18 protein-coding genes are annotated in these 23,979 nt (G+C 66.2%); 12 read left to right on the top strand and 6 right to left on the bottom strand.

Annotated elements, in window-relative coordinates; genetic code table 11:
• Window positions 1–6 precede the first annotated feature (6 nt).
• Window positions 7–690, bottom strand: coding sequence for a hypothetical protein (locus tag AKJ09_RS12095; protein ID WP_146647348.1), 684 nt, complete (start codon window positions 688–690; stop codon window positions 7–9).
• 195 nt (window positions 691–885) lie between these two features.
• On the opposite strand from AKJ09_RS12095, the gene AKJ09_RS12090 reads away from it, so the two are divergent.
• From AKJ09_RS12090 to AKJ09_RS12070, 5 genes are all read left to right on the top strand, one after another.
• On the top strand, window positions 886–1,458 hold the full coding sequence (locus tag AKJ09_RS12090) for a DoxX family protein (protein WP_240488449.1): 573 nt from the start codon (window positions 886–888) through the stop codon (window positions 1,456–1,458).
• A 41-nt stretch (window positions 1,459–1,499) separates the two neighbouring features.
• Window positions 1,500–2,537 carry an RNA polymerase sigma factor gene (locus tag AKJ09_RS12085; protein WP_146647347.1) on the top strand — a complete coding sequence of 346 codons (1,038 nt, stop codon included), beginning with the start codon at window positions 1,500–1,502 and terminating at the stop codon, window positions 2,535–2,537.
• Window positions 2,538–2,624: 87 nt separating this feature from the next.
• Window positions 2,625–4,379, top strand: a complete 1,755-nt coding sequence (locus AKJ09_RS12080) for a hypothetical protein (protein WP_146647346.1) — start codon at window positions 2,625–2,627, stop codon at window positions 4,377–4,379.
• Between the two features lie 51 nt (window positions 4,380–4,430).
• A complete protein-coding gene (locus AKJ09_RS12075; protein WP_146647345.1) occupies window positions 4,431–5,810 on the top strand; it encodes a serine/threonine-protein kinase in 1,380 nt (459 codons plus the stop codon).
• Between the two features lies 1 nt (window position 5,811).
• On the top strand, window positions 5,812–6,792 hold the full coding sequence (locus AKJ09_RS12070; protein ID WP_146647344.1) for a hypothetical protein: 981 nt from the start codon (window positions 5,812–5,814) through the stop codon (window positions 6,790–6,792).
• Window positions 6,793–6,797: 5 nt separating this feature from the next.
• Here the strand turns inward: AKJ09_RS12070 and AKJ09_RS54775 are convergent, their stop codons facing one another.
• Entirely contained in the window at window positions 6,798–7,469 is a 672-nt protein-coding gene (locus AKJ09_RS54775) for a hypothetical protein (RefSeq protein WP_240488448.1), read from the bottom strand.
• A 63-nt stretch (window positions 7,470–7,532) separates the two neighbouring features.
• Between AKJ09_RS54775 and AKJ09_RS12060 the strand changes: the two genes are divergently transcribed.
• Window positions 7,533–8,072, top strand: a complete 540-nt coding sequence (locus AKJ09_RS12060; RefSeq protein WP_146647343.1) for a hypothetical protein — start codon at window positions 7,533–7,535, stop codon at window positions 8,070–8,072.
• Window positions 8,073–8,094: 22 nt separating this feature from the next.
• On the opposite strand, the gene AKJ09_RS12055 is transcribed toward AKJ09_RS12060, so the two are convergent.
• Window positions 8,095–9,894: a hypothetical protein gene (locus AKJ09_RS12055; RefSeq protein ID WP_146647342.1), complete on the bottom strand. Its 1,800-nt coding sequence runs from the start codon at window positions 9,892–9,894 to the stop codon at window positions 8,095–8,097.
• A 215-nt stretch (window positions 9,895–10,109) separates the two neighbouring features.
• Between AKJ09_RS12055 and AKJ09_RS12050 the strand changes: the two genes are divergently transcribed.
• The 5 genes from AKJ09_RS12050 to gcvP all read left to right on the top strand — a co-directional run bounded on the left by AKJ09_RS12050 (window position 10,110) and on the right by gcvP (window position 17,952).
• Window positions 10,110–11,990, top strand: coding sequence for a hypothetical protein (locus AKJ09_RS12050; RefSeq protein ID WP_146647341.1), 1,881 nt, complete (start codon window positions 10,110–10,112; stop codon window positions 11,988–11,990).
• Window positions 11,991–12,009: 19 nt separating this feature from the next.
• The gene (locus AKJ09_RS12045) at window positions 12,010–13,446 is read left to right on the top strand and encodes a hypothetical protein (protein ID WP_146647340.1); all 1,437 of its coding nucleotides are present in this window, start codon (window positions 12,010–12,012) and stop codon (window positions 13,444–13,446) included.
• Between the two features lie 166 nt (window positions 13,447–13,612).
• The gene (locus AKJ09_RS12040; RefSeq protein WP_146647339.1) at window positions 13,613–14,215 is read left to right on the top strand and encodes a hypothetical protein; all 603 of its coding nucleotides are present in this window, start codon (window positions 13,613–13,615) and stop codon (window positions 14,213–14,215) included.
• A 72-nt stretch (window positions 14,216–14,287) separates the two neighbouring features.
• Window positions 14,288–14,821, top strand: a complete 534-nt coding sequence (locus tag AKJ09_RS12035) for a hypothetical protein (RefSeq protein WP_146647338.1) — start codon at window positions 14,288–14,290, stop codon at window positions 14,819–14,821.
• A gap of 260 nt (window positions 14,822–15,081) precedes the next feature.
• Window positions 15,082–17,952, top strand: coding sequence for an aminomethyl-transferring glycine dehydrogenase (gcvP, locus tag AKJ09_RS12030; RefSeq protein ID WP_146647337.1), 2,871 nt, complete (start codon window positions 15,082–15,084; stop codon window positions 17,950–17,952).
• 559 nt (window positions 17,953–18,511) lie between these two features.
• Here gcvP and AKJ09_RS12025 read toward each other — a convergent pair.
• Window positions 18,512–20,317: an FG-GAP repeat domain-containing protein gene (locus AKJ09_RS12025; protein ID WP_146647336.1), complete on the bottom strand. Its 1,806-nt coding sequence runs from the start codon at window positions 20,315–20,317 to the stop codon at window positions 18,512–18,514.
• A 275-nt stretch (window positions 20,318–20,592) separates the two neighbouring features.
• On the opposite strand from AKJ09_RS12025, the gene AKJ09_RS52875 reads away from it, so the two are divergent.
• The gene (locus AKJ09_RS52875; RefSeq protein WP_169927471.1) at window positions 20,593–21,822 is read left to right on the top strand and encodes a hypothetical protein; all 1,230 of its coding nucleotides are present in this window, start codon (window positions 20,593–20,595) and stop codon (window positions 21,820–21,822) included.
• A gap of 202 nt (window positions 21,823–22,024) precedes the next feature.
• Here AKJ09_RS52875 and AKJ09_RS12010 read toward each other — a convergent pair whose 3' ends face one another.
• Both AKJ09_RS12010 and AKJ09_RS12005 read right to left on the bottom strand, forming a co-directional pair.
• Complete coding sequence (locus AKJ09_RS12010) at window positions 22,025–23,371, bottom strand: hypothetical protein (protein ID WP_146647333.1); 1,347 nt, start codon at window positions 23,369–23,371, stop codon at window positions 22,025–22,027.
• Window positions 23,356–23,895: a hypothetical protein gene (locus tag AKJ09_RS12005; protein WP_146647332.1), complete on the bottom strand. Its 540-nt coding sequence runs from the start codon at window positions 23,893–23,895 to the stop codon at window positions 23,356–23,358. The genes AKJ09_RS12010 and AKJ09_RS12005 overlap by 16 nt, the downstream gene beginning before the upstream one ends.
• Window positions 23,896–23,979 lie beyond the last annotated feature (84 nt).

Raw genomic sequence — 23,979 nt, 5'->3', positions numbered from 1 at the left:
CGTGCGTCAGCGAGGTCCGCGAACCATGGCGCCGATGTCCTGGCCGATGTCGAGCTCGGCGAGCTTCGCGGACAGCGCGGCGTCGTCGAGCGTCTGAACGTTGCACGCCGCGTCGATCTTCGCGGCGAGATGAAAGTGGTTCGGGTTGTCGAGCACCTTCGTGCGACAGGTTCCGTCGACCCAGAAGATGCCGCCACTTCCGAGCACCTGGAGCAGGTCGCACGTGACATCGCCGGTGACGATGACCACACCGGTCACGCGGACGATGCGAGCCTTCAAATCACCCGCGACGACGAACGAGCACGAGTCGGTCACGCGAAGACGGCGTACGTCGAGCGAGCCAGCCACCACGGCGCACCCCTCGCCGGAGTGATCGAACGAATTGGCGTCTCGAACGTCGCCTTCGAGGAAGTCACCTCCGTCGATGTCGTCGGGAACAGGACGTGAAAGCGGCAGCTTCAATCGAGCAACCGCGAGCGCGACCCAAACGCTCGCTCCCGGATTCGTATCGTCGCTCTGGAGAAATTCCTCGAAGCTCGACGCCGACGAGAGCGCGTCGATCACGTCGTCGACGCTTTGCTCCTGGAACACGCGGACGCTCGCGGGAGGCTCTTTCCCGGCGGCCCTCCACTCCTCGGCGAGTGCACGAACCGCGTCGGGGACCTTCGGCCACAGAGCTTCGAGAGACATGCCGCGATTGTCACCGATGGTCGCGCTGGCATGCAACCGCACAGCAGGAGCGCCGTTCTGCGGACCTGAATCTCACTGGGCGACGCTCGAGCCTCGAACAAGCATTCACTGTCGTCCTGGGGGCGAGCGCCTCTTCCGTTTTGCTTTTTCACCGGGTTGCAAATCCGACGGCCGGCCCGATGTGTACGAGGGATCATGGAACCTACAAACACCATGAGCCTCTCCCCCGTCGAACGCGTCCGTCGCATCGCCGCCTTCTTCGTGCGGCCGAGCATCGGGCAGCCCATGCGAGCTACGCTCCTCGTACGGCTCGCGGTGGGCAGCGTTTTCCTCTCCTCCGGGATCATCAAGTTCCTCTTCGAGAACCAAGGTCCCGGTCGTTTTGCCAAGATCGGCCTGCCTGCTCCCGAGCAGCTCGCGTATTTCGTCGGCGGCGTCGAGATCGTCGCTGGAATCATGCTCATCCTCGGCCTTGCCGTTCGCCTCGCAGCGCTACCGCTCATCGTCGACATGGCCGTTGCGATCGCGACAACGAAGCTTCCGCTTCTCTTCGGCGCAGGGCCCGAGCCCATCTCGGCGATGCCGAAGACCGGCTTCTGGGCATTCGCCTATCAAGCGCGACTCGACGTCACCATGCTCGTGTCGTGCATGTTCCTCGTGGCCGCGGGCGCCGGATTGTGGTCGCTCGACGCGCTTCTTTCGCGTCGCCGATGGGAAGGTCGGCTGATGAGGGATCCGCGCCTCGCAGGTGATCTGTCGGCGACCTGAGCACGACTTTTCGCCAATCACGAATCGAAGCAAAGTCTCCCATGACCGCGCCGAACGAACCCCCGCCGCCATCCGTCTCGCACGGTCAAGGTGACGCGTGCGAGACGGACGAGGCGCTCGTTGCGCGGCTCGGTTCGGGAGACGAAGAAGCGCTCCGCTCGCTGCATCAGCGCTATGCGGCCCTCGTCTTCACGGTCGCTGCACGTTTCGTCGATGCGGCTACGGCCGAGGAGGTCGTTCAAGACGTCTTCGTGACGCTGTGGAAGAAGCACGCGACGTTCGATCCTGCGCGTGGCGCCTTCAAGAGCTGGATCATCCAGATCACCCGCCATCGCTCGCTCAACGAGCTTCGCCGCCGACGCGGTCATGACGGCCAACGCGGCCAACGCGACCAGCGCGACGAGCCGCTCGAAGAGCTCTCGGACGATGCGATCGAGCCCGATGAAGCGCAATGGCTCGCACACCGGCGAGACGTCATTCGGGCCGCCGTGGAGGCATTGCCGGCCGCGCAAAGGCAGGCGCTCTCGCTCGCGTTCTTCGACGAGCTGACGCACGAACAGATCGCCACCGTGCTCCGCACGCCCGTCGGTACGACGAAGACCCGGATCCGGCTTGGGCTCAAACGGCTCGCACCCGTGCTCGTCGTGGCGCTCGCTGCCACCGCGCTCCTGCTCGTCCTTCGTCGACGGGAAGAATCTGCGGCGCAGAACCAACAAGCGTTGCGCATGGTGACGGCAAGCGATGTCGTCCCGCTTCGCCTCGAAGCTACGCCTGCGGTGCCGCCCGAGGCGCATGGAAACTACCGCACGCGTCCGGGCGCGAACGTCGCTGTCCTCACGACGAATCATCTTCCCCCGCTCGTCGCTCCGGATTCGTACGTCGTCTGGGCGCACGGCGCGAGCGGTTGGCGTTTGCTGGGCCCGGTCGTCGTCGAGCGCGATGGCCGCTCGCTGCTCGTCATCGCCATCGACCCCGGCGCCCCCCCGCCCGATGAACTCCGTGTGACGCGCGAGTCGGGGCCGCCGAAAGATCAGCCTCTTGGCCCGGTCGTTCTCGCGTGGCCTGGCGCACGCCAGTGAAGCCGGTGAAGCCGGTGAACGGGCGAGGCAACGGTCGTTCGCGAGCTTTGCTACCTTGCAAGCGACCCGTGGTAATCTGAGGCTCGGATGCGCGGACGGTACGCAGCGGCAATGAGCGGAATGCTCTTGGTCACTGGTGCCGGGTGCGCGAGCGTTCTCGGGTTCGATGAGTTCCTTCCGGGGCAGGCGCCCGCCGACTCCGACGCGAGCGCGGATACGGGCGCGACGAACGACGGACCGCCCGTCGGGCTCGGCGAGTCCGCCGACGCGGACTTGTACGTGAACCCGCAGGGCGACGATGCGAACGATGGGAAACGTGAGCATCCGGTGCGCTCGGTCAACAAGGCGCTCCTGCTCGCGGCCGCTTCTGGGCCGAACCAGAAGTTCCCGCTGCGCATCGCCGCGTGCGCCGGCACGTATAGCGAGACGGGATTCACGCTGACGGGCGGTATCGAGCTGCGCGGCGGTTATGACTGCACCAGCTGGTATCGCCCGGTCAGCAAGGACGACGTCGTTGGTACGACCTACAAGAGCCCTTCGGAGCTCTCCAACGCGAAGCCCGAGTCGGACCAGTTCATCTCTCTCCAACCCGATGATTCGGGCGCGCCCAGGCTCGACGGCTGGACGATCACCGTCGACGAGGCGAGCGCCGCGGTGCGGACGGCAGGCGACGCCGTGCTCACGGAGCTGACGATCGCAAATCGTACGAAGCCTTCCGATTCGAGCAGTGTCCGGAGTCAGACATTCGGCATTGCGGTTGGCCCCGAGAGCGGTACGGCGACGATCGAGCACTGCTCGGTCACGGTGAATCAATCCAACGGCAGGCGGACCGGCACGGCCCCGGACGACGTTTCCGTCGGAGTCGGCATTGGTATCGCGGGGAGCTCCCGCGTTCGGCGAAACTCGCTCACCACGTCGTCCGTCATCGGCTCTTGCGAAGGCATCGTCCTCGGTGGCGCCAAGGACGTTCAGCTCGTCGAGAATGCGATCGCGGTGGTCAGCTGCACGGGCACGGCTCCGGGCATCGCCGCCATCGGAATTTCCGCCACGAGCTCCGACGTCACGAGTGTCCGAAACAGCATCGTCATCACTGCGCCTGCTCAGACGGACATCGCGAACAGTGCGGCGGCCGTTGGTGTCTACCTCGTGAGCGGCGGCACCTTCGACAGCGACGGAGACCGAGTGATCGCGCCCGCCGTGGTCGTGCCAAACCAGCGTCTGCTCTTCAATGGGTTTCTCGACAGCGCGGGTGTCCTCACGCGAGTCGTCAACGCCTCGATCGTGTTCAACGCGTCGAAAACCATCACGCTCGACGACTCGGCGGGCATCCGCCTCCTCGCGCCTTCGAATGCGCTCTTGGCGCACAACTCGATGTACTTCTCGGGCGCAGACGCGGACGGCGGTTCGATCTACGGGATCTCGCTGTCGAACAGCGTGACCGGCGCGATCAAGATCGACTCCAACCTCGTCGTGACCGAGGATCATCGCCCGGCGTTCATCCGAGCGTCGTGCCAGGTCTCCGCGGTCGCCGAGCTGCTGCACAATCGTCATGCGGGCTTCGACCCCTCGCTCGTCGGCACCGGGTGCCCATCCAAAGCAACGCTCGAAGACCTTCAGAGTGGCGACGCAGGGGACAACGTCCTGTTCACCTGCCCAGGTGAATGCAGCAAGCTGTTCGCCAATAGCGGGCTGGATACCACCGAGACCGGCCTTCGCCTGACGGATGCGGGGTGCAGCGGCTTCCAGGTCCCATCGAACGATGCGGTACCTGTGGATGGTCGCGGCATCGCACGAAGCAAGGGCACGACGACCGCCGGGGCTTTCGAGGCGCCCTGCAAGTGACGAGAAACGAGCGCTTGTCTGTGGAACTCGACTGCTGAACGATGAAGGCCCGTGCGTTCCCAGGCGTCTGACCCCAAACCCGGTGAGGTGTTTGCCGGGAAATACCGCGTCGAGCGCGTGCTCGGACGCGGGGGGATGGGCGTGGTGGTCGCCGCCACGCATTTGATGCTCGGCCATCAGGTCGCCATCAAGTGCCTGCTGCCATCGGCGCAGCTCGACGATGAGACGATCGCCCGCTTCTTTCGAGAGGCGCGGGTCACGGCGCGATTGAAGAGCAATCACATCGCCAAGACCGTCGACATGGGGCAGCTCGACGATGGGCGGCCGTTCCTGGTGATGGACCTCCTCGAGGGACGCGATCTCGATGCCGCGATCGAAGCGGGCAAGCCGCTCCCGATCGACGTCGTGGTGGGCTGGCTGCTGCAGGCGTGCGAAGGGATCGCCGAGGCGCACCGGGCGGGCATCGTGCATCGTGACCTGAAGCCGTCGAATTTGTTCCTCGCGCGCGATGCGAGCGGCGAAGACGTGGTGAAGGTTCTCGACTTCGGCATTTCGAAGCTAACGGGCGACCCCGATCACGCGCTGACGAAGTCCGAGGCGTCATTCGGTTCGCCGCTCTACATGTCTCCGGAGCAGCTGCGATCGTCGAAGTCGGCCGATGCTCGCTCCGACGTGTGGTCCCTCGGCGTCATCCTCTACGAAGCGCTGTGCGGTCGTCCGCCATTCCAGGGGGAGAATGTCTTCGGCCTGGCGAATGCCGTCATGTTCGATCCACCGGAGCCGCCGATCGAGCGACGTTCCGACATTCCGCGCGAGCTCTCCGCCCTGATCGTGCAATGCCTCTCGAAGGCTCCGGCCGCACGCCCGCAGTCCGTGGCGGACCTCTCCGATCGCCTCGCGCCGTTTGCCGGTCAGTCGGGGCGAGAGCGCGCGATGAGGGTGCGTAACTCGTTTGCGCCGGAGTCGGGGCGCCTTGCCGTCGCCGCCGAGCCGTCGGAACACTTGGCCGCCGCCGCGACGCAGCGCAATCGACCCGGGCGCGTCTCGCTCGTGCGCTGGCCGGTCGCCTTCGGTGTTGTCGTCTTGCTTGCCTCGATCGGAGGTCTCGTCGCGCTCGGAGTGACGCGCTCGTCGAACCCGGCATCTCCAGCGGAGACATCACTCGCCGACGGAAGCCTAACGTTCACGCCGCCGACCATCGCATCCGGAGGCGTCCCGATTGCTTCGGAGACAGTGCCGGTTGTGACGATGGCAACGACCACGGCGCCGGCAACGCCATCGGTGACACTGGTGGTAGCGGTCTCTCCGTCATCGCAGCGAGGGAAGGCCCCGCGTGGCGTGCCTTCGACACGAACACCGGCCACCCCGAGCGCGAGCGCGACGCCTGCTCCGACGAATACGGGGCCCTTCATCGACCGAAGGACGGATTGACGTGCGCTGGGCCATCTTCGTCTTCGCCGCTACACTCCTCGTGCCGTCGATCGCCTGGGCACAGGCCGATGGCGCCGCGCGCGCCCAGGTGCTCTTCGACGAGGCGGTGGCTGAGTCTCGGGCCGGAAAATACGCCACGGCGTGTCCGAAGTTCGCCGCAAGCCAGCGGCTCGATCCGAAGACGTCGACGCTGCTCAACCTCGCGAGCTGCTACGAGCTGAACGGGCAGACGGCGAGCGCGTGGGCGGCCTTCAAGGAGGCGGAGGCATTCGCGACGAAGCGCGGACGCGCCGACTGGGCGGAGCGCGCGGCGAACGCGGTGAAGGAGCTCGAACCGAAGCTCGTTCGCATCACCGTGCACGTGCCTTCCGCGGTGGCGATCCCGCAGCTCCACGTCGAGCTCGACGGATCCGAGCTCCAATCCGCCGAGTGGAACCACGCTTTGCCGGTCGATCCCGGCGAGCATCGCGTCGCGTGGAGCGCGCCGGGCTTCGCGTCGAAGACAGACAACGTCAAGGTCGCGGCGAGTTCGGTCGAGCTGACGCTCACGGTACTCGACCCGGTGCCGAACATCGTGTCGTCGTCGCCGTCGTCGCCAGCGTCGTCGCCGTTGCCGACGCCAGCGCCTTTCTGGACCACCGGACGCGTCGTCGGTGCGGTTCTCGCAGGGACCGGCGCGGTGAGCCTCGTCGCGGGCTCGGCGTTCGGCCTCTCCGCGAAGTCCAAGTACGACGAGGCCGAAGGACTCTGCGGTGTGTACTCGGGCTCACCGCGGACCTGTTTGCCGAACACCTCGGCGGAGGCCGTCGCGGCTCGTGAGGACGCGAGCTCACGCGCGACGGTAAGCACGGTGTTCTTCGTCGCCGGTGGCGCGCTGATCGCCGGCGGAGCCGTGCTCTTCGCGATCAGCTCACCGAGCTCGTCGCGCCGGGTGGCGATTGTCCCCACCGGCACGGGCCTCGTCGCGGCCGGACGCTGGTAGCCTCGCTAGTTCGAGCAGACGACCTGGCCGGGATAGCTCTCGAGGATCGCGCACTGCTTGCCCTCGGCGCACGTCATGAGCGCGCACGGATTGCCCTCGACGCAGACGGGCGCAATCGAGTCGCCGATACCAACGTTGAACCCCACGCAGCTCGAACCCGAAGGGCAAGGCTCGTTCAAGCCGCACGACGCGCCGAGGCGTGAGCGGTCGACCACGTTGCACGTGCCTTCCTCGATCGAGCAAGGCTTCGGCCGGCAGCGCTGATGCCAGGTGCACACGCTTCGGTCATGCGCTTCGCAAGACGGTGTGTTCGACGCGAAGCCATAGACACAATCCGCAGGATCGAACGACGGCTGGGGGCCGCATGCTCCCTCCGGGCACGACGAAACGCTCCCTGAATTCCCCGGCGCGTTCGGATCGGGCTTGGCGCAGTCGATCTGCTTGCGACACGAGCCGTCCGCCTGCTGAGCGCACACGGGAGAGGCCACACCGCCCACGCATTGGTGCGGTGGCGTCGTCTGACCATCGCAGGCACTCGCTGGACACAGGAGCGTCGACGCACCGGACGTCTTGCCGTCGTTCGACGACGAGTTCGTTCGCCCTGCGCACGCCGCAAGCAGGACCGAAAGCGAGCTCGCATAAACAGCGAAGCGTGCGACGACAGCGACGGACGGCATGCCCGAAGCCTAGCGCATGGTCATGGCCTTGACGCGCGGGGCGTGCACAGGCCTACTTCCGCCATGCGTCGCCCCTTCGGCACTGTCGCGTTTGGCATCGTTTCTTTTGGGCTTGGCTGCGTCGTTCTTTCGTCGCTCGTCGTCGGCTGCAAAGACACGGCGTCGACCATCACCGAGAAGTCGATCTCCGTCGCCAAAGAGACGACCAAGGGCATCGAAGACGGCGTCGAGAAAGGCCGCAAGTCCGGCGAATCGCTCGACGGCGCGACCATCGTGTCGAACGCCGCAGATCTCGCCGCCAAGGGCGGTGTGAGCGTCTATGCGATCAGCTCCGAGGCCAACGGCTCGGACGCCACCATCACCTTGGCGTTCGAGAACACCTCGGACAAGCCGATGCGCATCACGAAGCTCGAGGTGATGGCGCTCGACAACGAGGGCTTCGTGCTCAAGCCGCACCACGCGCCGAGCGAGCTGACCGTCGCCGCGAAGGCGAAGGACAAGCTCACGTTCTCGGTGGCTTCGAAGTCCGACAAGCTCGCGAAGGTACGCTGCTGGGACAAGGAGCTCGAGATCGGCCCCGAGGCCCGCAAGCGTACCCCCTGACGGACGGACTCGTTCGCCGCGTTCAACGCCGCGGGATGTCGGCGAACTCGCAGCCCTCGGCCGAGTTGTTGTCCATGCACTTGCGGATGTGAGTGACCGCCTTGCCGAAGTTCGAGCTGGCGAAGTTCTCGGCGTTCAATCCGTCGAGGCGCGGAGGCATCCAGTACGCGTTCGGGAAGGACTTGTGCGACTCGGTGATCTTGTTGAAGTACGGATCACCCGTGCCCGTCGCCCACTCGGCGAACTCGGCGAACGCCGCACCGGCCACGCGGTGACAGGTGGTGCAGGGGGCGACCTCTTCGCTGACGAGTTGCTTGGGCACCGTGAAGCCCTGCGCCTCGCCGTTGATCAGATAGTACGGTCGCGTGAGATCGCTGATGGGGTAGTCCGAGAGCTCGCCCATCTTCGGAACGATCGTGTGGCCATCGCGGCGCTTGGCCTGATCGATCCACGGCGAGTGCACGAAGGCGTCGGCCGCGTGGCAGTTGCCGGTGCAGTAACTCGACGGTGACGCGGGCCAGATGGCGCTCGAGCGGCTGACGTCGGCAGGGTGGACGACGCGCGCGCCGTCGTTGCCGACGTTCTCCTTGTTCTGGAAGAAGCAGGTTTTGCCCGTCTCGGGGTTGTTTCCGATGATGGCGATGTCGTTGAAGACCTTCGTCTTGGTCATCGACTCGCCGTTGCCGTTGTCGACCTTGCGGCAGAGGAGCACCCAGTGCGTGCCCCGGTCGTTCTTCGCGGTGGTGACGGTGACGCCGGGTTGGCAAGCCGCCGATCGGCCGAGGCCCGTGTGCGACGATGCTGTGAGGTACATGCCGCGATCACACTTGTCGACGCAGTCGTAGCTGCGTTCGGAGCGACGTCCCTCGCTGCACTCCGTCTGCTCGCGGTCGTCGACCGAGAGCGGGATCATGCGGTTCTCGACGCCGTCGATGGCCCCTTGCGAGACACCGTCGGCGTTCGTTCCGACGGCATCGCGGCAATCGAACGAGTCGTATTTGCCGTCGGCCAGCTTCTTGAAGAACGGGATCTCGCCGAGCTCCTGGACGCAGAGGTTGGCGTAGTCGATCGTGCTGTAGCGATCGCCCTCGCGAAGGACGGGCGCGCCCGCATCCGCTCCGGCGTCCTCGGTCGTACCGGCGTCTTCGGTCGCTCCGCCGTCGCCGCTCAAGCCCGCGTCGGTGTCGGCGAAGTGCAGGCCCCCGCGCATGCGGGAGCTCGGGGCGAGGCCCTGACCGGGCGAGAGTCCGAGCTGGCGAGCGAGCTGATGCCCGCGGTCCCACGCGTAGGCGAGGTTCGTGAGGAGCTTCGCGCGCGGCTTTCCGTTGCGGACGATGCACGCCTCGACGATCGGATCGGGGCCCTTGTCGACCTCGGCCTGCATCTCCGCGGTCTCGTGGCCGCCGTACCAGCGCGCGTCGTTGTAGATCTCGATGAGGTCGACGAGCTCGCGGCTGACGGCCGGGCCCTGGTAGAGGGTCTTCTGGCCGAGGCTCTCGCCGCGACGCGGGATGGGCGTGGCGCGCGACAGCTCACTGCAATCGAGCTTGTCCTGGGATTCGTGGCTGATCGTCCCGCGGCGAACGCGGATGTAGAGGCGGTCGCGTGGGTCGAGGGCGTCGCGCAGGGTTGCGTGGACCTTGCCGGATTCCTCGTCGTAGACGAGCGAGAGGCCGAGCGCGTTGTTCACGCCGATCACGGCGTCGGCGCTGAGGGACTCCTCTTCTTCTGCGGGGGCACTGCAGTTCGCCAGAGCCGCGGCGGAACCGGCGGCGCAGAGCGAGAGGAGGAGGCCGAACGAGCGGACCGACCTAGGGACCATGTAGGTCGCCGTGTGCACCTGGTGTGCCAGGCAAGATCCCCAGCGAGTTGGCGTGAAATCGTCGGTTCGGTTGGTCGAAACTCATCCATCGGAACTGGATCAGTTTTCCCTCGGATTCGTTGCCTGATCGTTTCGAATGCCCTTAAACCACGGATAATTGGCCAGGCCTACATCGGCTCCAATGGCACGACCGGTGCACTGCGCACCGTCCTGCCATGTCCAAGACGGGAACTGCCCTCTTCCTCTCGGTGCTCGTCTCGGGCGCCTCTGCATCCGTCGGCGTCGTTGCCTGCTCCTCGACGCCCGCCGAAGAGGGGGAGACGAGCGCGAGCAACCTGTCGGAGGACGAACTGGCGACCGAGGCCCTCAAGATCATGGGGGCCAAGCAGGTTCAGCGCGAGTCGAACGATCAGAACGGGTGCAGCTTCACCGGCTGCCACAGCATCAACCCCCTCACGCTCAAGCAGTGGAAAGGGCAGTTCGATGCGGCGATGGAGTACCTCGCGGGCAACCATACGCGCGAAGACAAGATCAACTACTTCCGCCAGAACCCGAACGACCCGCGAACCGGGTTCACGCCCGAGCGCATGGGCATCATGGCCGCCGGCGCGCACCTCTCGCTCGGCGCGAACGTGAACCCGACCCGTCATCCCGAGGCCTACGCGCAGGGCAAGGCGCTCGCCGAGGTCTTCGACGGACAAGACGACCTCTACAAAGAGTTCCGCAAAGAAATGCTGATGCCCGTCCTGCCGGACTATCCGCGCCTGACGGCCAGCCAGTACGAGGTGATCCTCACCTGGTTCAAGAAGGGCATGCCCAAGCTGGATGAGATCATCCAGGAGAACCGCCCGACCACGTGCGTCGACAACTTCGAGCCGCTCAGGGGGCACGCGATCGCGGTCAAGTCGTCGAACTGGGCGGCTCAGAACCGAGCGCGCAAGCTCGCCATGTTCGCGTGCCCGACGCCCGACCAGGAAGCGAGTCCGACGAAGTGCTTCACGCAGCAGCGTGAGGGCAGAGACGTCTTCCCCTCGTCGGAGGAGACCGACTTCGCGAAGGGCTGGGCGCAGGACCGGTCGACAGTGCGCATTCTCCGGGCGCTCACGTTTCCGAACTCGTTCTGGCTGCGCTCTTCGGCCGACGGCCGCTTTGCGGCAACCGGTGGCGGACAGATCGGCGGCGCGCAAGCGATCGACCTCCAGGCAACGCTCGACGGCAAGGACCGCGACGTCGGCCTCGAAGCGAACTACGACCCGGACTTCTTCCCGGACAACAAGGCGTTCATGTTCCAGGGCGGAACGAAGTTCTGCGCCCAGAGCCTGCTCGAGAAGCCGACGACCGAGCGCGTGAACTTCTCCGAGCCGGAGTGCTCGAGCCTCAGCACGGCTTCGGGGCTCTACCAGACCGTTGGCCAGAAGCTCGGCGACAACTCGATCAGCGACCGCTTCATTCTCTACAGCGTTTGGGCGGGAGACTCCGGCCAGTACAGCGCGACGGCGCGCGACACGCAGCCCCGCGCCGGTGGCGATTCGGCCATCAAGATCTACACGGCCATCGCGCTCGGGAACGACGTCGAAGAGGGCTACAAGGTCCAGGGCGAACCCGCCGAGATCCCGACGCCGTATCGTGGTGACACGATGATGGCTCGCTCGGGCAAGATCATCGGCAGCCGCCTTGCGGGCGAGACGAAGTCGCTTGGCTACGCGATCGAGAGCCTCGACTCGATGGTGCGTGACGGCAAGTACCACTTCACGCTCTCTCCCCTCGGCAGCGTGTGCATGGCGGGCAACAAGGCGAACTTCTCGTTCGACGAGCGCTTCCTCGCCACGCATCACTACAACGAGCCGAGCGACTACGAGGGCGACGACGTCGAGGCGTACAAGGACAAGGGCTCGAGCGACGTCTGGGTTGCGGACTTCGTCACCGGCCGCAAGGTGAAGGTCGCGAAGCTGAACCCGGGCCAGTTCGCGCTCTACCCGCACTTCCGCTCCGACGGCTGGCTCTACTTCCTCGTCGTCGATCACAACACGAGCAAGTACTACGTGGTCGGTTCGGACTGGGCCGTGCGCCAGTCCGAGGCGACGCCCACGCCCTGAACGAAAGCCGACGAACGACATGCGCCGCCGAACCGTCGTCCATGGGGCATTGCTCTTCGCCGCTCTCGCGATCGGCGCCGGCTGCGCGGCTCGTGATTCGGAGAATACCGACTCCGCGCAACCCGCCATTCGCGAGCTCGAACGGCGGGCGCTCGGAAAGGCGCAGGCCTACGTACCAGACCATTACACGCTCGATGACGAGGCGCGCTTCGCCACGTCGAAGAAGGCGCGGCGCGAGCTCGGTTGGCGGGTGCTCGGCAAGGTGCTGAAGCCGGTGAAGGTCGCCGAGGACGCCCTCACGGCGCACTCCACGACGAAGACCGTCCCGCTCTTCCGCACCTGGCTCGGTGGCGACGAGTTCTCTCGCATGTTCGCCAAGCTCTATGGCGATCTCGGCGAAGAGCGCCGTCAGATGCGCGCCGCGCCGACCAAGAGCGAGCTCGACGCCATCTTCGCGTGGAACGAGACCTCGCTCGGCGCGAGCACCGAAGCGGATTACTTCGCACGCATCGCGAAGGTCGCCGATCAGGAAGGGGTCGACGGCCTAGGTGGCAACGCCCGCGTGTCGTACAGCCCGGGGTACATTCGCCACTTCCTCGAAGACTACGCGGCGACGGCGGCGTGTGACGGCAAGCTCGAGAGCCTCGAGTTCGCGACGCCGCCCGTGTCGGCGGAGAACTTCACCAACTGCTTTTCGAGCGAGTTCCCGGCTGAGGCAGCGGTCATCAAGGCTTCGTGGCGCCGTAACGACGAGCTCGTCGACGTGGGGCTGCCCGTGCACGATACGTCGGCCGACATGTTGAAACAGCGCGTGGCCGGCCTGCTCGACAACGGCGGTTGGCCGCGCTCGGGCGTGCCGCTTCGGAAGGCCGGATCCGAGGATGCGTACACGGTGAAGCTCGAAGGTGGCGAGGGGTATTCGCTCGTCGGCCTGCACGTCATCACCAAGGAGCTTCGTCACTGGGTGTGGGTGACCATGTGGTGGTCGCCGAACGGAGATGACGACTTCGGTCAGGATCGGCCCGAAGAGATCCGCGCGCTCGGCAATCCTTGGGGGCACTACAAGATGTCCGTCGTGACGGACTTCGACGAGCGCGACCCCGATCCTCGCGGCGGCTTCGACGGAACTCTGGGCGACGCGCTCGCCGCGGTCCACGGTCCTCGCACGTGGACGTCGAATGCGTTCATCGAGAAGGGTGACCACAACGCCCAGACGAACTGCATGGGGTGTCACCAGCACGCCGGCGATCTCAAGCGACCGCTCGAAGCGCTCATCAACGACGAGAGCGCATTTCCGGACCACGGTCGCGTGCGCGTTCGCGCGGCGTTCCCCGCCGACTACAGCTGGGCCTTCGCGACGCCCGCTTCACCCGACGACAAGGACCGCCTCCAGAAGGTCGTTGTCGACCGCATTCGCATCTACGATCAGGCCGAAAACCAGGGCGCGCACCCGTAGCGCGCGCGTTGCCTACGAAGCCGCGCGTGTTCGCGACGCATTTCGACGACCTGCGGCTCTGAACGGCGACGCAAGGTCGGGCTTCGTCGATCGCACGATGCTGCGAAAAACGACGCGGGCTGACGGCGTTTTGGCCCGCCCCCTCCTCTCGCGCTAGCTTGGCGCCATGGTTTCGCGAGTCGTGGCGCTTCTCGGCGCGGGGGTGCTGTCGGTTCTCATCGCGTGTTCGAGCGACACCTCGCGCCCGCCGCCTGCCGGCGACTCTCCCGTCCAACCCGGCGTCGGCAACGGCGCGGCGGGCGCCGGGGGCGACGCGTCCACCCGGGAAGCCTCGACGCCTGACGCTGGGGACGCCGGCGCCTGCAACGACATCGCCAACAACGGCCTGCTCGTCGACCAGAATGGGCAGCTCGGCGATCCGCTTCCCAGCAACGGCGGGACGATCGTGGACGGCAACTACGACCTGACGCAGGCGGACGTGTTCGTCGGCCTCGGCGGAGTCGCCGCCCCAACCGGCGTGAGCCTGCGGTCGTCCATCAACGTCACGGCGGGCGTCATCCAGCAGGTTCTCTCGACCCGGCACCAGACGTCGAACGCCGTCGAGACGCGGTCGACGCAGTCGTACACGGTGAGCGGCTCGACCATCGTGCTGACCAACACCTGCCCTACGGCGGGGCTCATGACCTCGGACGGCTATACGGCCAGCGATACGCAGCTGATTCTGACGAATCCCTCCACGAAGGAAGTTTTCACCTTCACGAAGCGCTGATGCGGGCCAGCGCGCGAGACGGCATCGGCGACTTCACCAGGCGCCGATGCGTGTAGTATCCTCCCCTCGAACATGATGCTCGCCCGATTCTCCCGCTTTTCTCGCGCTGCTGTTGCTGCCGTTGTCGTTGTTTCGTCGGCCGCGTCGGCCTTCGCCGTGACCGCTTGCGGTGACGGAGGCGGCGCCAAGTCGGCGAACGTGAAGTCCGGGCCGATGCCCGAGAACGAGGCGTGGAACGGCGTCTACTTCCACCCGGTCTACGGCTACCTCCACCTCATCGAGGAGGGGAACAACGTCGTCGGTCGCTGGAAGCGCGCGGACCAGAGCCACTGGGGTGAGCTCAGCGGGACCGTGACCGGCAACGTCGTTCACTTCACGTGGAAGGAGCACAAGATCGGAATGATCGGTGCGAGCGCCACCACGCACGGCAAGGGCTACTTCGCCTACAAGCTCGACCCCGAAGGCCACGCGGTCCTCGACGGCGAGTACGGCCTCAACGACGAAGAGATCGGCGCCGACTGGCACAACGTGAAGCAGGCGCGCATGCAGCCCGACCTCAAGTCGATCGGCGGCGACGCCGAAGGCGCGCCCCCCGGCGGGTTCTGAGCCGGCTTCTGATTCGTGCGCGTCACGCGGATGTGATTGGCGCGCCCTTTTCGATCGTTTTGCGGTCGACGTCGCGCGTCATGAAGCGCTCGAGAACGAGCCTCGAGAGCGAGCTTCGAGCGCGACGATTCTGACACTCGCGTACCTCTGGAAAAGCTGAGCCATCACCAACGGTTGTGGTGGCTCAGTAGAACGCTCAAGAGGAAGCGGACGGCCTCTGGAAGGCGAGGGGAAGCTGCGGTAAACGAGCGGCACCCCATATGGCCACTCATCTCGAGCAGCACGAGTCGTTCGTTCGCCGTCACATCGGTCCGAGCCCTGAAGAGCAGGCTCGCATGCTTTCCGCGCTCGGCGTCCCCACGCTGGACGCGCTCGTCGAGCAAACGGTCCCGTCGTCGATCCGGCTCGAGCGCCCGCTCGACCTTCCGCAGGGCCTGACCGAGGCCGCGCTTCTCGAGCGCGCCCGTGAGCTCGGCGCCAAGAACGAGCTGTTCCGCTCGTACCTCGGAATGGGTTACTCGGACACGATCACCCCGCCGGTGATCCTCCGCAACATCATCCAGAACCCGGGTTGGTACACGCAGTACACGCCGTACCAGGCGGAGATCGCCCAGGGCCGCCTCGAGGCGCTCCTCAACTTCCAGACCGCGGTCATCGACCTGACCGGTCTGCCCGTCGCGAACGCGTCGCTCCTCGACGAGGGCACCGCGGCGGCCGAGGCGATGCACCTCGCGAACGAGTTCAAGGGCAGCGACGAGAAGAAGACCTTCTTCGTCTCCGAGCACTGCCACCCGCAGACGATCGACGTCATCAAGACGCGCGCCGAGGCCCTCGGCATCAACATCGTCGTCGGCGATCACCGCAAGGTCGATCTCGCGGCCATCAAGGCGTTTGGCGCGCTCGTCCAGTACCCCACGACGGACGGCGAGGTCTGCAACTACGCCTCCTTCGGCGACAAGGTTCACGCGGCCGACGCCATCTTCGTCGTCGCGGCCGACATCCTCTCGCTCGCACTCCTCGTTCCCCCGGGTGAGTTCGGCGCCGACGTCGCCGTCGGCAGCACGCAGCGCTTCGGCGTTCCGCTCGGCTACGGCGGTCCGCACGCCGCATACTTCGCCTGCAAGAACGAGTACGTCCGCAAGCTCCCCGGCCGCATCATCGGCGTCAGCGAAGACGCCAACAAGAAGCCGGCGCTCCGCATGGCGCTCCAGACGCGCGAGCAGCACATCCGCCGCGAGCGCGCGACCAGCAACATCTGCACGGCGCAGGCGCTCCTCGCGGTCGTCGCGAGCATGTACGCGGTCTACCACGGCCCCAAGGGCATCCGCGCGATCGCCGGCGCGGTCCACGGCGCCACCTGCGCGCTTCGTGACGGCCTCGCCAAGGGCGGCGTGAAGGTCGCGCACGACGCGTTCTTCGATACGGTTCGCGTCGAAGGCACCGAGAGCGAGATCAACGGCTGGTTCGACGCCGCCGCGGCGAAGCGCATCAACCTACGTCGCTACTCGGCCACGAGCCTCACCATCGCGCTCGACGAGACCACCTCGCTGCGTCACGTGGCGGAGCTCCTCTCGGTCTTCGTGCCGGGCCGCAAGATCGAGGACTCGGAGACGATCGCGGAGGGCTCGAGCAACGCGATTCCGAAGGACCTCCAGCGTTCGAGTGCATACCTCACGCATCCGGTCTTCAGCGCGCACCACTCGGAGACCGAGATGCTGCGCTACATGCGCAAGCTCGAAGGTCGCGACCTCTCGCTCGCGCACTCGATGATCCCGCTCGGCTCGTGCACCATGAAGCTCAACGCGACGGCGGAAATGATGCCGATCACGGAGCCGCAGTGGAACAGCATCCACCCGTTCGTCCCGCTCGCGCAGGCGAAGGGCTACGCGCAGCTCTTCTCGGAACTCGAGAAGGCGCTCGGCGAAGTCACCGGCTTCCCGGCGATCTCGCTCCAGCCGAACGCCGGCGCGCAGGGTGAGTACGCGGGCCTCCTCGCCATCAAGGCGTACCACGAGTCACGCGGCGAAAGTCACCGCAAGATCTGCCTCATCCCGTCGTCGGCCCACGGCACGAACCCCGCGTCGGCCGTCATGGCCGGCATGGAAGTCGTCGTCACGAAGACGGACGACAAGGGCAACATCGACGTCGCCGATCTCGAGGAGAAGGCCAAGCTCCACGCTGCCAATCTCTCCGCGCTCATGGTCACGTACCCCTCGACGCACGGCGTGTTCGAGGAGTCGATTAAGCGCATCTGCCAGATCGTCCACGAGAACGGCGGTCAGGTGTACATGGACGGCGCGAACATGAACGCGCAGGTCGGCCTCTGCCGCCCCGCGGACATCGGCGCGGACGTCTGCCACCTCAACCTGCACAAGACGTTCTGCATCCCGCACGGCGGCGGCGGCCCGGGCATGGGCCCCATCGGCGTCGCGGCGCACCTCGCGAAGTTCCTGCCCGCCAAGCCCGTCGTGGAGCCGAGCGGCTCGACGCCGGTCGGCCCCGTCTCGGCGGCGCCCTGGGGTTCGGCGAGCATCCTCCTCATCTCCTGGGCGTACATCCAGATGATGGGCGGCGCTGGCCTGACGGAGGCGACCAAGCACGCCATCCTCAACGCGAACTACATCGCGCATCGCCTCGGACCGCACTTCCCGATCGTCTACCAGGGCACCAAGGGCCGCGTTGCTCACGAGTGCATCGTCGACGTTCGCCAGTTCAAGAAGACGGCGGGCATCGAGGTCGACGACGTTGCCAAGCGCCTCATGGACTACGGCTTCCACGCCCCGACCATGTCGTTCCCCATCGCGGGCACGCTCATGATCGAGCCGACGGAGAGCGAGTCGCTCGCCGAGATCGATCGCTTCTGCGATGCGATGATCGCGATCCGCGAAGAGATCCGCGCCATCGAGGAGAGCCGCTGGTCGCGCGAGGACAACCCGCTCAAGCACGCGCCGCACACCATCGAGGTTTGCGTCTCGAACGAGTGGACCCACGCCTACTCGCGCGAGGTCGCCGCCTTCCCGGCAGCCTGGACGCGCGACCGCAAGTTCTGGCCGGCCGTCGGCCGTCTGAACAACGCGCTCGGCGACCGCAAGCTCATTTGCGCCTGCATCCCGATCGAAGACTACGCCTGAGCCGCTAGTCGCTCTCTCGTGAGAAGGGCTGCCGCGATCCGCCGTGGCGGCCCTTTTCACTCCATGCTTGGTGCGCCTGGTCCCTGTGCACGAGCTCGCACCATCGTGGGGATGAGGTATGATTCCTATGAGCGCGGAAGACAGGGCAGCGCGTGCGGCAGCGCGACGTCACCTTGCAACCGTCCGCAAGACGCGCCTCCACCGCGTCGAAGACGATCTCGACCCCATCGACGGGGAAGGCGCTATCACGCTCCTTACCGCGCTTTCGCGTGAGAGCTGGTCAGCGACCGGGGCGCCGCTCCCAACGTACGCCAGGCACGAGATTCCCGTCCGTTTCGTTCCGAGGCGCTAGACGTGATCGAGCTACCGGAATCGCATTCGACGAGGCTGTTGCCGAAGACGCGAGCGTCGAGATCGAAGGTCGCAAGATTCCTGTTATCGGGCTTTCGGCTCTCTTGAAGAGCAAGCGCGCATCGGACGTGCGCAAGAGGTTGCCGACGTCCAGGCGCTCGAGCAGAGACGCCGCTGACCGAGTTTCGAATCCAAAACTCAGCGATACTCAGGGGCGCTTCGGCGCGGGAGTCTCCGGGTGGCCGGCGCGCAGGTACGAGCCGCGACCCGTAGGCCAAGGCGTGCAGGCCGTTCCCGAACCGGGGACGGTGAAGACGTCGATGCCGTGATCGAACGTCTGCACCAGGATCTCGAGCTGACCGTCGCCGTCGAGATCGGCGATGGTCGGTGACGCCGGCACTCCGATGCCGTTGCCGTTGGTTCCCTGATCGGGAAGCGGAACGTCGAAGAGCAGACTTCCGGTGTTGGCGAGCACCACGAGCCGTCCGCCGTTCGCGTCGAGCGAGTAGACGCCGAAGACCAGCTCCGGCGTTCCGTCCTTGTTCAGATCCGCCACCGCGACCTCCGAGGCGAAGGTCTTGGCCTTGCCCTGGGCGAAGTCGTAGCGCCACAAGCGCGTGCCGTCCGGACCGATTGCGTAGACGTAGCCATCGTTGATCGGCGCGACGATCTCGGGGCGTGCGTCGCCCACGATGTTCACGGTCGTCGGCGCCGGAATCCCGCTCGGCGGGTAATAGTCGTCGTCCGCGCGGACCGCGGGCTTGTCGCTCATCGGAAGCGTCTCGAAGCCTGCCTTGCGCCGCGCGGATCGCGCGCCTCCGCCCTGCGCGCTCTCGAGGACCATGAACGCGTAGCCTTGCGTCTCGTACGGCTCCTTCATCTCCGCGTTGGGGATCCCGACGACCTCGTTCTTCCCATCGCCGTCGATGTCGACGACGTTCGGCGGCGAAGCCGTCCACTGCAGCCACATCGTCTTCGTCACCTCGGGCCAGGGATCGAGGTGCCCGTGGTAATGATTGTCCTCGATCACAGGGTCAGCCCACCGGATGAACTGGCCCCATCCCATGCGCTTGCCGAGCTGGTCGGTCAGTGGGTTCGTGTACCAATCGGACGCGAGCAAGCTCTCGCCGTCGGGGTCGAAGACGTTGATCTGGTGATTGTCGTAGGTCACGACGATCTCGAGATCGGGATCGTCGTCCATGTTGCCGATGCCGACGTTCTCGCCGTAGCAGCCGTAGCCGTGATTGCCGACGCCGTTCCAGTCCTTGTCGCCTGGCGCGAGCTGGTTGTAGCGAGGCCACGATCCCGTCTTTCCGGCGGGCGCGAACAGCTTGCCGTCACTCCCTTCGAAGACGAAGACCTGCGAGCCCGTGTTGGAGGTGTTCGTCGTCGTGACGACGATCTCGAGCTTGCCGTCACCGTCGAGATCTCCGGCGGCCATGCCGCGCGCCTCGGGGCTTTGGCCTCCACTGGTCGTGCTCGCCATCCATTTCGGCTGGAGCGCACCGTTCGTATACTCGTACGCGGCGACGGTTCCCTCGTTGCCACCGACGACGATCTCCGGCTTGCCGTCTCCATCGAGATCGGCAACGACGTGCGGCGCATACACGCGGCCTTTCGTCGACGTTCCTTTCGCCAGCTGCTTTCCGCTGCCGTCGAACACGAGCGTGCTGTAGAGCGCCGCGATGATCTCCGGCTTCCCGTCGCCATCGAGGTCGACGACTGCGGGCGATGCGAACCAGCCCGTCTCTTGCGTCTTCACGTTCCGGACGAAGGTCGGCTTCTGGACGGGCGCCGTCCCGTTCTCCGACGGACAAGCCGACGTCGGGGCCACCGCCCCGTCCTCGAGGACCGTGCCTTGGCGCGGGTCTGTCGAACCGTTCGTACCCGGGCCGCCAGCGTCGTCGTCCGCGCTGCTCCCGCAGGCGAAAGCCGCCCCGAATGCGGCGATGGTGAAGCCCACCGTCCCGACGATCCGTCCGACGCCGCCCAGCGATCCGCGTGTTCGCTTCATGCCCAAAGACTAGCGGCTCGCCGACGCTCCGTGCGACTGCACAAGCGTTGCTGACATCGCCGTCGTCGCCCGCCCATGATCAGCGCGCCCACAGGATCGCCCGGCAAACGCGACGTGCCCGTTGATGTCGGGTACAGCGAGACACGCCGGTCACGTCATGGCACACCCTGGCAAGGGGCGGGCGAGGAGAACTTCAATGGTTCTCAGAGGGCCGGGCGGGTACGTCATTTGCGATGGGCGCCGCGATCATGCCCTCCCGTTCTTCTCTTGTGCCGTTGTCGTCATCCTTCAGCGTGCTCGCCTTCGTCGCGCTCGCGTCGGTCGTCGCCTGTTCCAGCCCGTCTGCCACGAGCACGTCCGATGAATCAGGAGCAGCGCAGCCCGATCCGATCACGCCGTCCGCTGATGGCGGCACGCCCGATCCGGTGAATCCGGGCGACCCGGGGGATCTCGATCTCTCCGACGTGTCCGTGCTTTTTCCGCTTTCGACGACCGAGAACCGCATGTGGAAGGCTAGCGACGAGGCGGCGTATGGCGCACTGCTTCCGCCGGCGATTCTCGCGAAGCTTCCGCCGCTCCTGCCGACCCGCGGTGGCCCTCCTGGAAGTCTCGACACCCTCCGGGTCGTCGCCATGCGCCTCGACCCTTGCTTCCCATCGATCGCGCTCGCGCCCGATGGCTGTCGCGCGCAGGTGCGCCTCGTCCTGCAGCTCGTCTCCGACGGCGCGAAAGTCTCCGCCGAGGACGCCGCGGTGCATGTGTTTTATGAACTGCCCACCTCCGAGCTCGATGCTCTCGTCGCCCAGCTTCTCGATCTCAAGAAGCAGGCGGGCGTGAACAGCACGCGGAAGCCTCTCGGCGTCCATCCCGCGCTCGCGGCGGAGACGAACGGCGGGCCCTTCACCGATGGATTGCGGAAAGCCGTCTTCGCACGCATCGGTGCGGCTCGCCTCGTGCGCGTGACCACGATGTCGGTCGTCCAGGCTGGGTTCCAGTGGCGTTTCGAGGGATTCGAAGTCTCGGACGCGGCCAAAGGCACGACCAGCCCCATCGACATCGCGAAGGCTGGCATTGCAAGTCAAGAGTTCGTCGGGTCGCGTCCGGAGACGATTCTCCCGGCAGCTGCCACCGACGACGATATCCATGGCTTGTTCGTCGGGGCGGACGGAGTGCGCCCTGCACAAGCTGATCTCGACAGCGGCGCTCGTGCAGCGCTCCGGATCGAGAATCCAAAGACTCGTGACGTCGAGACAACGAGCTGCGCCTCTTGTCACGCTGCGGGTCCCGCGCTTCGTCGTGCCGAGAACACCTTCGGTGTGAGCGTCGTGGACGCTCCGGAGGCCTACCAGAATGCCGACTTCGATCTGTCGACGCCCTTCGCCGGAACCGAGACGAACCAGATCCGCGCCTTCGGCTGGTTCTTCACACAACCGCAGGTGAGCGCGCGCGTGGTGAACGACTCCGCGGAGGTCGTCAGCTTCCTCCGCGCCCGCCGCAAAAAGTGACTCGCGGTTGCACGAGTGCCGACGGCTGCGGTCTCGCCGACGCCGATCTGGAGCGTTCCGTCGTGCGAGACAGCGAAGTGGTCGTGCGAGACAGCGAAGTGGTCGTGCGAGACAGCGAAGCGGTCGTGCGAGACACACGCTTTGAGTCGAGCTGCCGCAGTATCCAGGCTTGATGGTCGCGGCGGGGTCGACGGCGTGATGGCTACCGGCAACGTTCGGCGAGCGAGTCGAGCGGGCGACGTTGGCTCGCGTAGTACGACGCCCACGCGCGAAGTCTCTCTTCCGTGCCCGCGTGCTCGCCTCGCAAATCGGCCACCGCCTGGTTGGCTTGCGCCATCTGTTGCCTCACTCGTTCGACGAGTCGATTCTCGCGCGCCCGTGCTTCTTCTTCTTCCGCGCGCGCGTTTCGCGCCGTGCTCGCTTTGATCGACGTGTCGACGACCCCGAACAGCGCACCCAAGAATCCATCACCGTGGTCGCGCTCGCGAGCGCCGGCCAGATCGGACTCCGCGTCGCTCCGGCGCCGCGATGCCTCGAGCCGTCCAACCTCCGCTTGCCGTGCGGTGAAGGCGGCCGCAGCCGCTTCGTTCGACTTGCGCACCTCCTCGTCGGCGCGTTCCCAGCTGCGAGCCGCCCATTGCGTTTCCTCCCTCGACGACTCGTCGAACATGGCGGCCAGACTTCCCGTTCGCTTCGTGAGCTCCTCTTCGTAGACGTCGCGACATCGATCGTTTCGTCGCACGGCAGCCACGAGCGCATCGAGCTCGGCATCACGCTTGCGTGCGAACCGCATGAAGCGTGCATCGCCTACCCGTCGCCAAAAGAACGGCGTACGGCTCGCGACGTAGTCGCGGAAGTCGTGAACGAAGGGCGCATAGCCGCTCGTGAGCGCTGCAGCCAACCCCGACGCGCGACCGACGATGGATGACCCGCATTCGGAGCCTGCACATGCGCCCTGCACGCCGTAGCGAAGAAACGGCTCGGCCCCTGGTGCAGACGCCCAGAGCTCGGCCTCGACGACGTAACCTCGGCTCCCGAGGGCGCTTGCGGTGATGGTCCCAATCCACGCGGGAAGTGGCACGAACGGAGCTTCGATGCGCTTTCCTGCGTTGACGATCTTCCCGCCGAGGACGACGTCGTACGCTTCCTGGAAGCGCGGATCGAAGGCGACGACATCGAAGCAGCCGGTGTTCTCGAGCTCGCGCTGCAGAACCGCTGCGAAGATGCGCTCGTCGTCGTGCACGTAGTCTTGTGGACGCCCGGGATCGCGTGGCCCGTATGTCGTGACGTCTTCGAAATCGGGTGAGGCGAGCATTCCGAGCATGATCCACGGAATGACGCCCATCGAAACGTCGGTAGGCGGGCGCGCGTCACGGAAGGGCACGACCGCAACCTTGATGGGGGCGCCGCACTCCCGCCGCGCCGTCGCCGACGCCGACGCCGACTGTGCGGACTTGACCGGTAGCGTCCACGTGTCGGGTTGCACCCCCGCTCCGCATCCGAAGGCCAGCACCGCGGCGAGCATCGAGCCGATCAGAAGCCAGCGCATCGAACCTCCACGGCCTGCGTTTCGCAACCAGGTGCGATCTCGATCGAGGCTCCGCCGCTCGCAGGCACCGTCAGGGTGCACGGCGTCGCGGCCGGTGCAACGTCCACGCGATGAGCAGCGTTCGGCTCGACGGAGACGGCGAGCGACGGAATCGCGGCGTGCGCGCGGGCGTGCGTTTGCGGGCGTACCCAAGCGTGACTCGCGGTTGGTGGCGCTTTGGGGGCCGCGGCGCGGCCGAGCCGCGTGCCGTCGAGGGAGACGTCGATGGCCCCGCAGCGAAGGCACGTATCTCCAAAATCAACGCGAACGAGCCGCGCGTTGCAGGCGCTACGTTCGCCGCCGCTCGCGTCGAACAGGTTTTCCTCGTTCGTCACCAGCTGATTGGGCGCCATCGAAGTCTTTGGCGGTGGCCAGTCGTTGTGCACGCAGCCGGTCGCGAGCGAGAAAACGAACGCCGCGCCGCTCGAGACGACGGGCAAGGGGAAGTCCTTCACGGGCGGCCGCACGAGCAAGAACGAGTCCAATGCGTGAGCTCCATGGAGACCCCGCCACGCGTCACTCGGCGCTCATCAAGTTCGCAGGCGCTCGACGCCACTCAGACCGCACGC

This window comes from Labilithrix luteola, assembly GCF_001263205.1.
Lineage (GTDB): Bacteria > Myxococcota_A > Polyangia > Polyangiales > Polyangiaceae > Labilithrix > Labilithrix luteola.
Note: the sequence above shows the minus strand (reverse complement) of the source record. Positions and strands in the feature narration are given on the sequence as shown.

What these genes read in the sequence shown, in the direction of transcription:
- AKJ09_RS12090 (WP_240488449.1), top strand. Translation starts at nt 886, where the DNA reads ATGGAACCTACAAACACCATGAGCCTCTCCCCCGTCGAACGCGTCCGT.
- AKJ09_RS12045 (WP_146647340.1), top strand. Translation starts at nt 12,010, where the DNA reads ATGCGCCGCCGAACCGTCGTCCATGGGGCATTGCTCTTCGCCGCTCTC.
- AKJ09_RS12060 (WP_146647343.1), top strand. Translation starts at nt 7,533, where the DNA reads ATGCGTCGCCCCTTCGGCACTGTCGCGTTTGGCATCGTTTCTTTTGGG.
- AKJ09_RS12050 (WP_146647341.1), top strand. Translation starts at nt 10,110, where the DNA reads ATGTCCAAGACGGGAACTGCCCTCTTCCTCTCGGTGCTCGTCTCGGGC.
- AKJ09_RS12040 (WP_146647339.1), top strand. Translation starts at nt 13,613, where the DNA reads ATGGTTTCGCGAGTCGTGGCGCTTCTCGGCGCGGGGGTGCTGTCGGTT.
- AKJ09_RS12085 (WP_146647347.1), top strand. Translation starts at nt 1,500, where the DNA reads ATGACCGCGCCGAACGAACCCCCGCCGCCATCCGTCTCGCACGGTCAA.
- AKJ09_RS12035 (WP_146647338.1), top strand. Translation starts at nt 14,288, where the DNA reads ATGATGCTCGCCCGATTCTCCCGCTTTTCTCGCGCTGCTGTTGCTGCC.
- AKJ09_RS12025 (WP_146647336.1), bottom strand. Translation starts at nt 20,317, where the DNA reads ATGAAGCGAACACGCGGATCGCTGGGCGGCGTCGGACGGATCGTCGGG.
- AKJ09_RS12095 (WP_146647348.1), bottom strand. Translation starts at nt 690, where the DNA reads ATGTCTCTCGAAGCTCTGTGGCCGAAGGTCCCCGACGCGGTTCGTGCA.
- gcvP (WP_146647337.1), top strand. Translation starts at nt 15,082, where the DNA reads ATGGCCACTCATCTCGAGCAGCACGAGTCGTTCGTTCGCCGTCACATC.
- AKJ09_RS54775 (WP_240488448.1), bottom strand. Translation starts at nt 7,469, where the DNA reads ATGCCGTCCGTCGCTGTCGTCGCACGCTTCGCTGTTTATGCGAGCTCG.
- AKJ09_RS12055 (WP_146647342.1), bottom strand. Translation starts at nt 9,894, where the DNA reads ATGGTCCCTAGGTCGGTCCGCTCGTTCGGCCTCCTCCTCTCGCTCTGC.
- AKJ09_RS12080 (WP_146647346.1), top strand. Translation starts at nt 2,625, where the DNA reads ATGCGCGGACGGTACGCAGCGGCAATGAGCGGAATGCTCTTGGTCACT.
- AKJ09_RS12010 (WP_146647333.1), bottom strand. Translation starts at nt 23,371, where the DNA reads ATGCGCTGGCTTCTGATCGGCTCGATGCTCGCCGCGGTGCTGGCCTTC.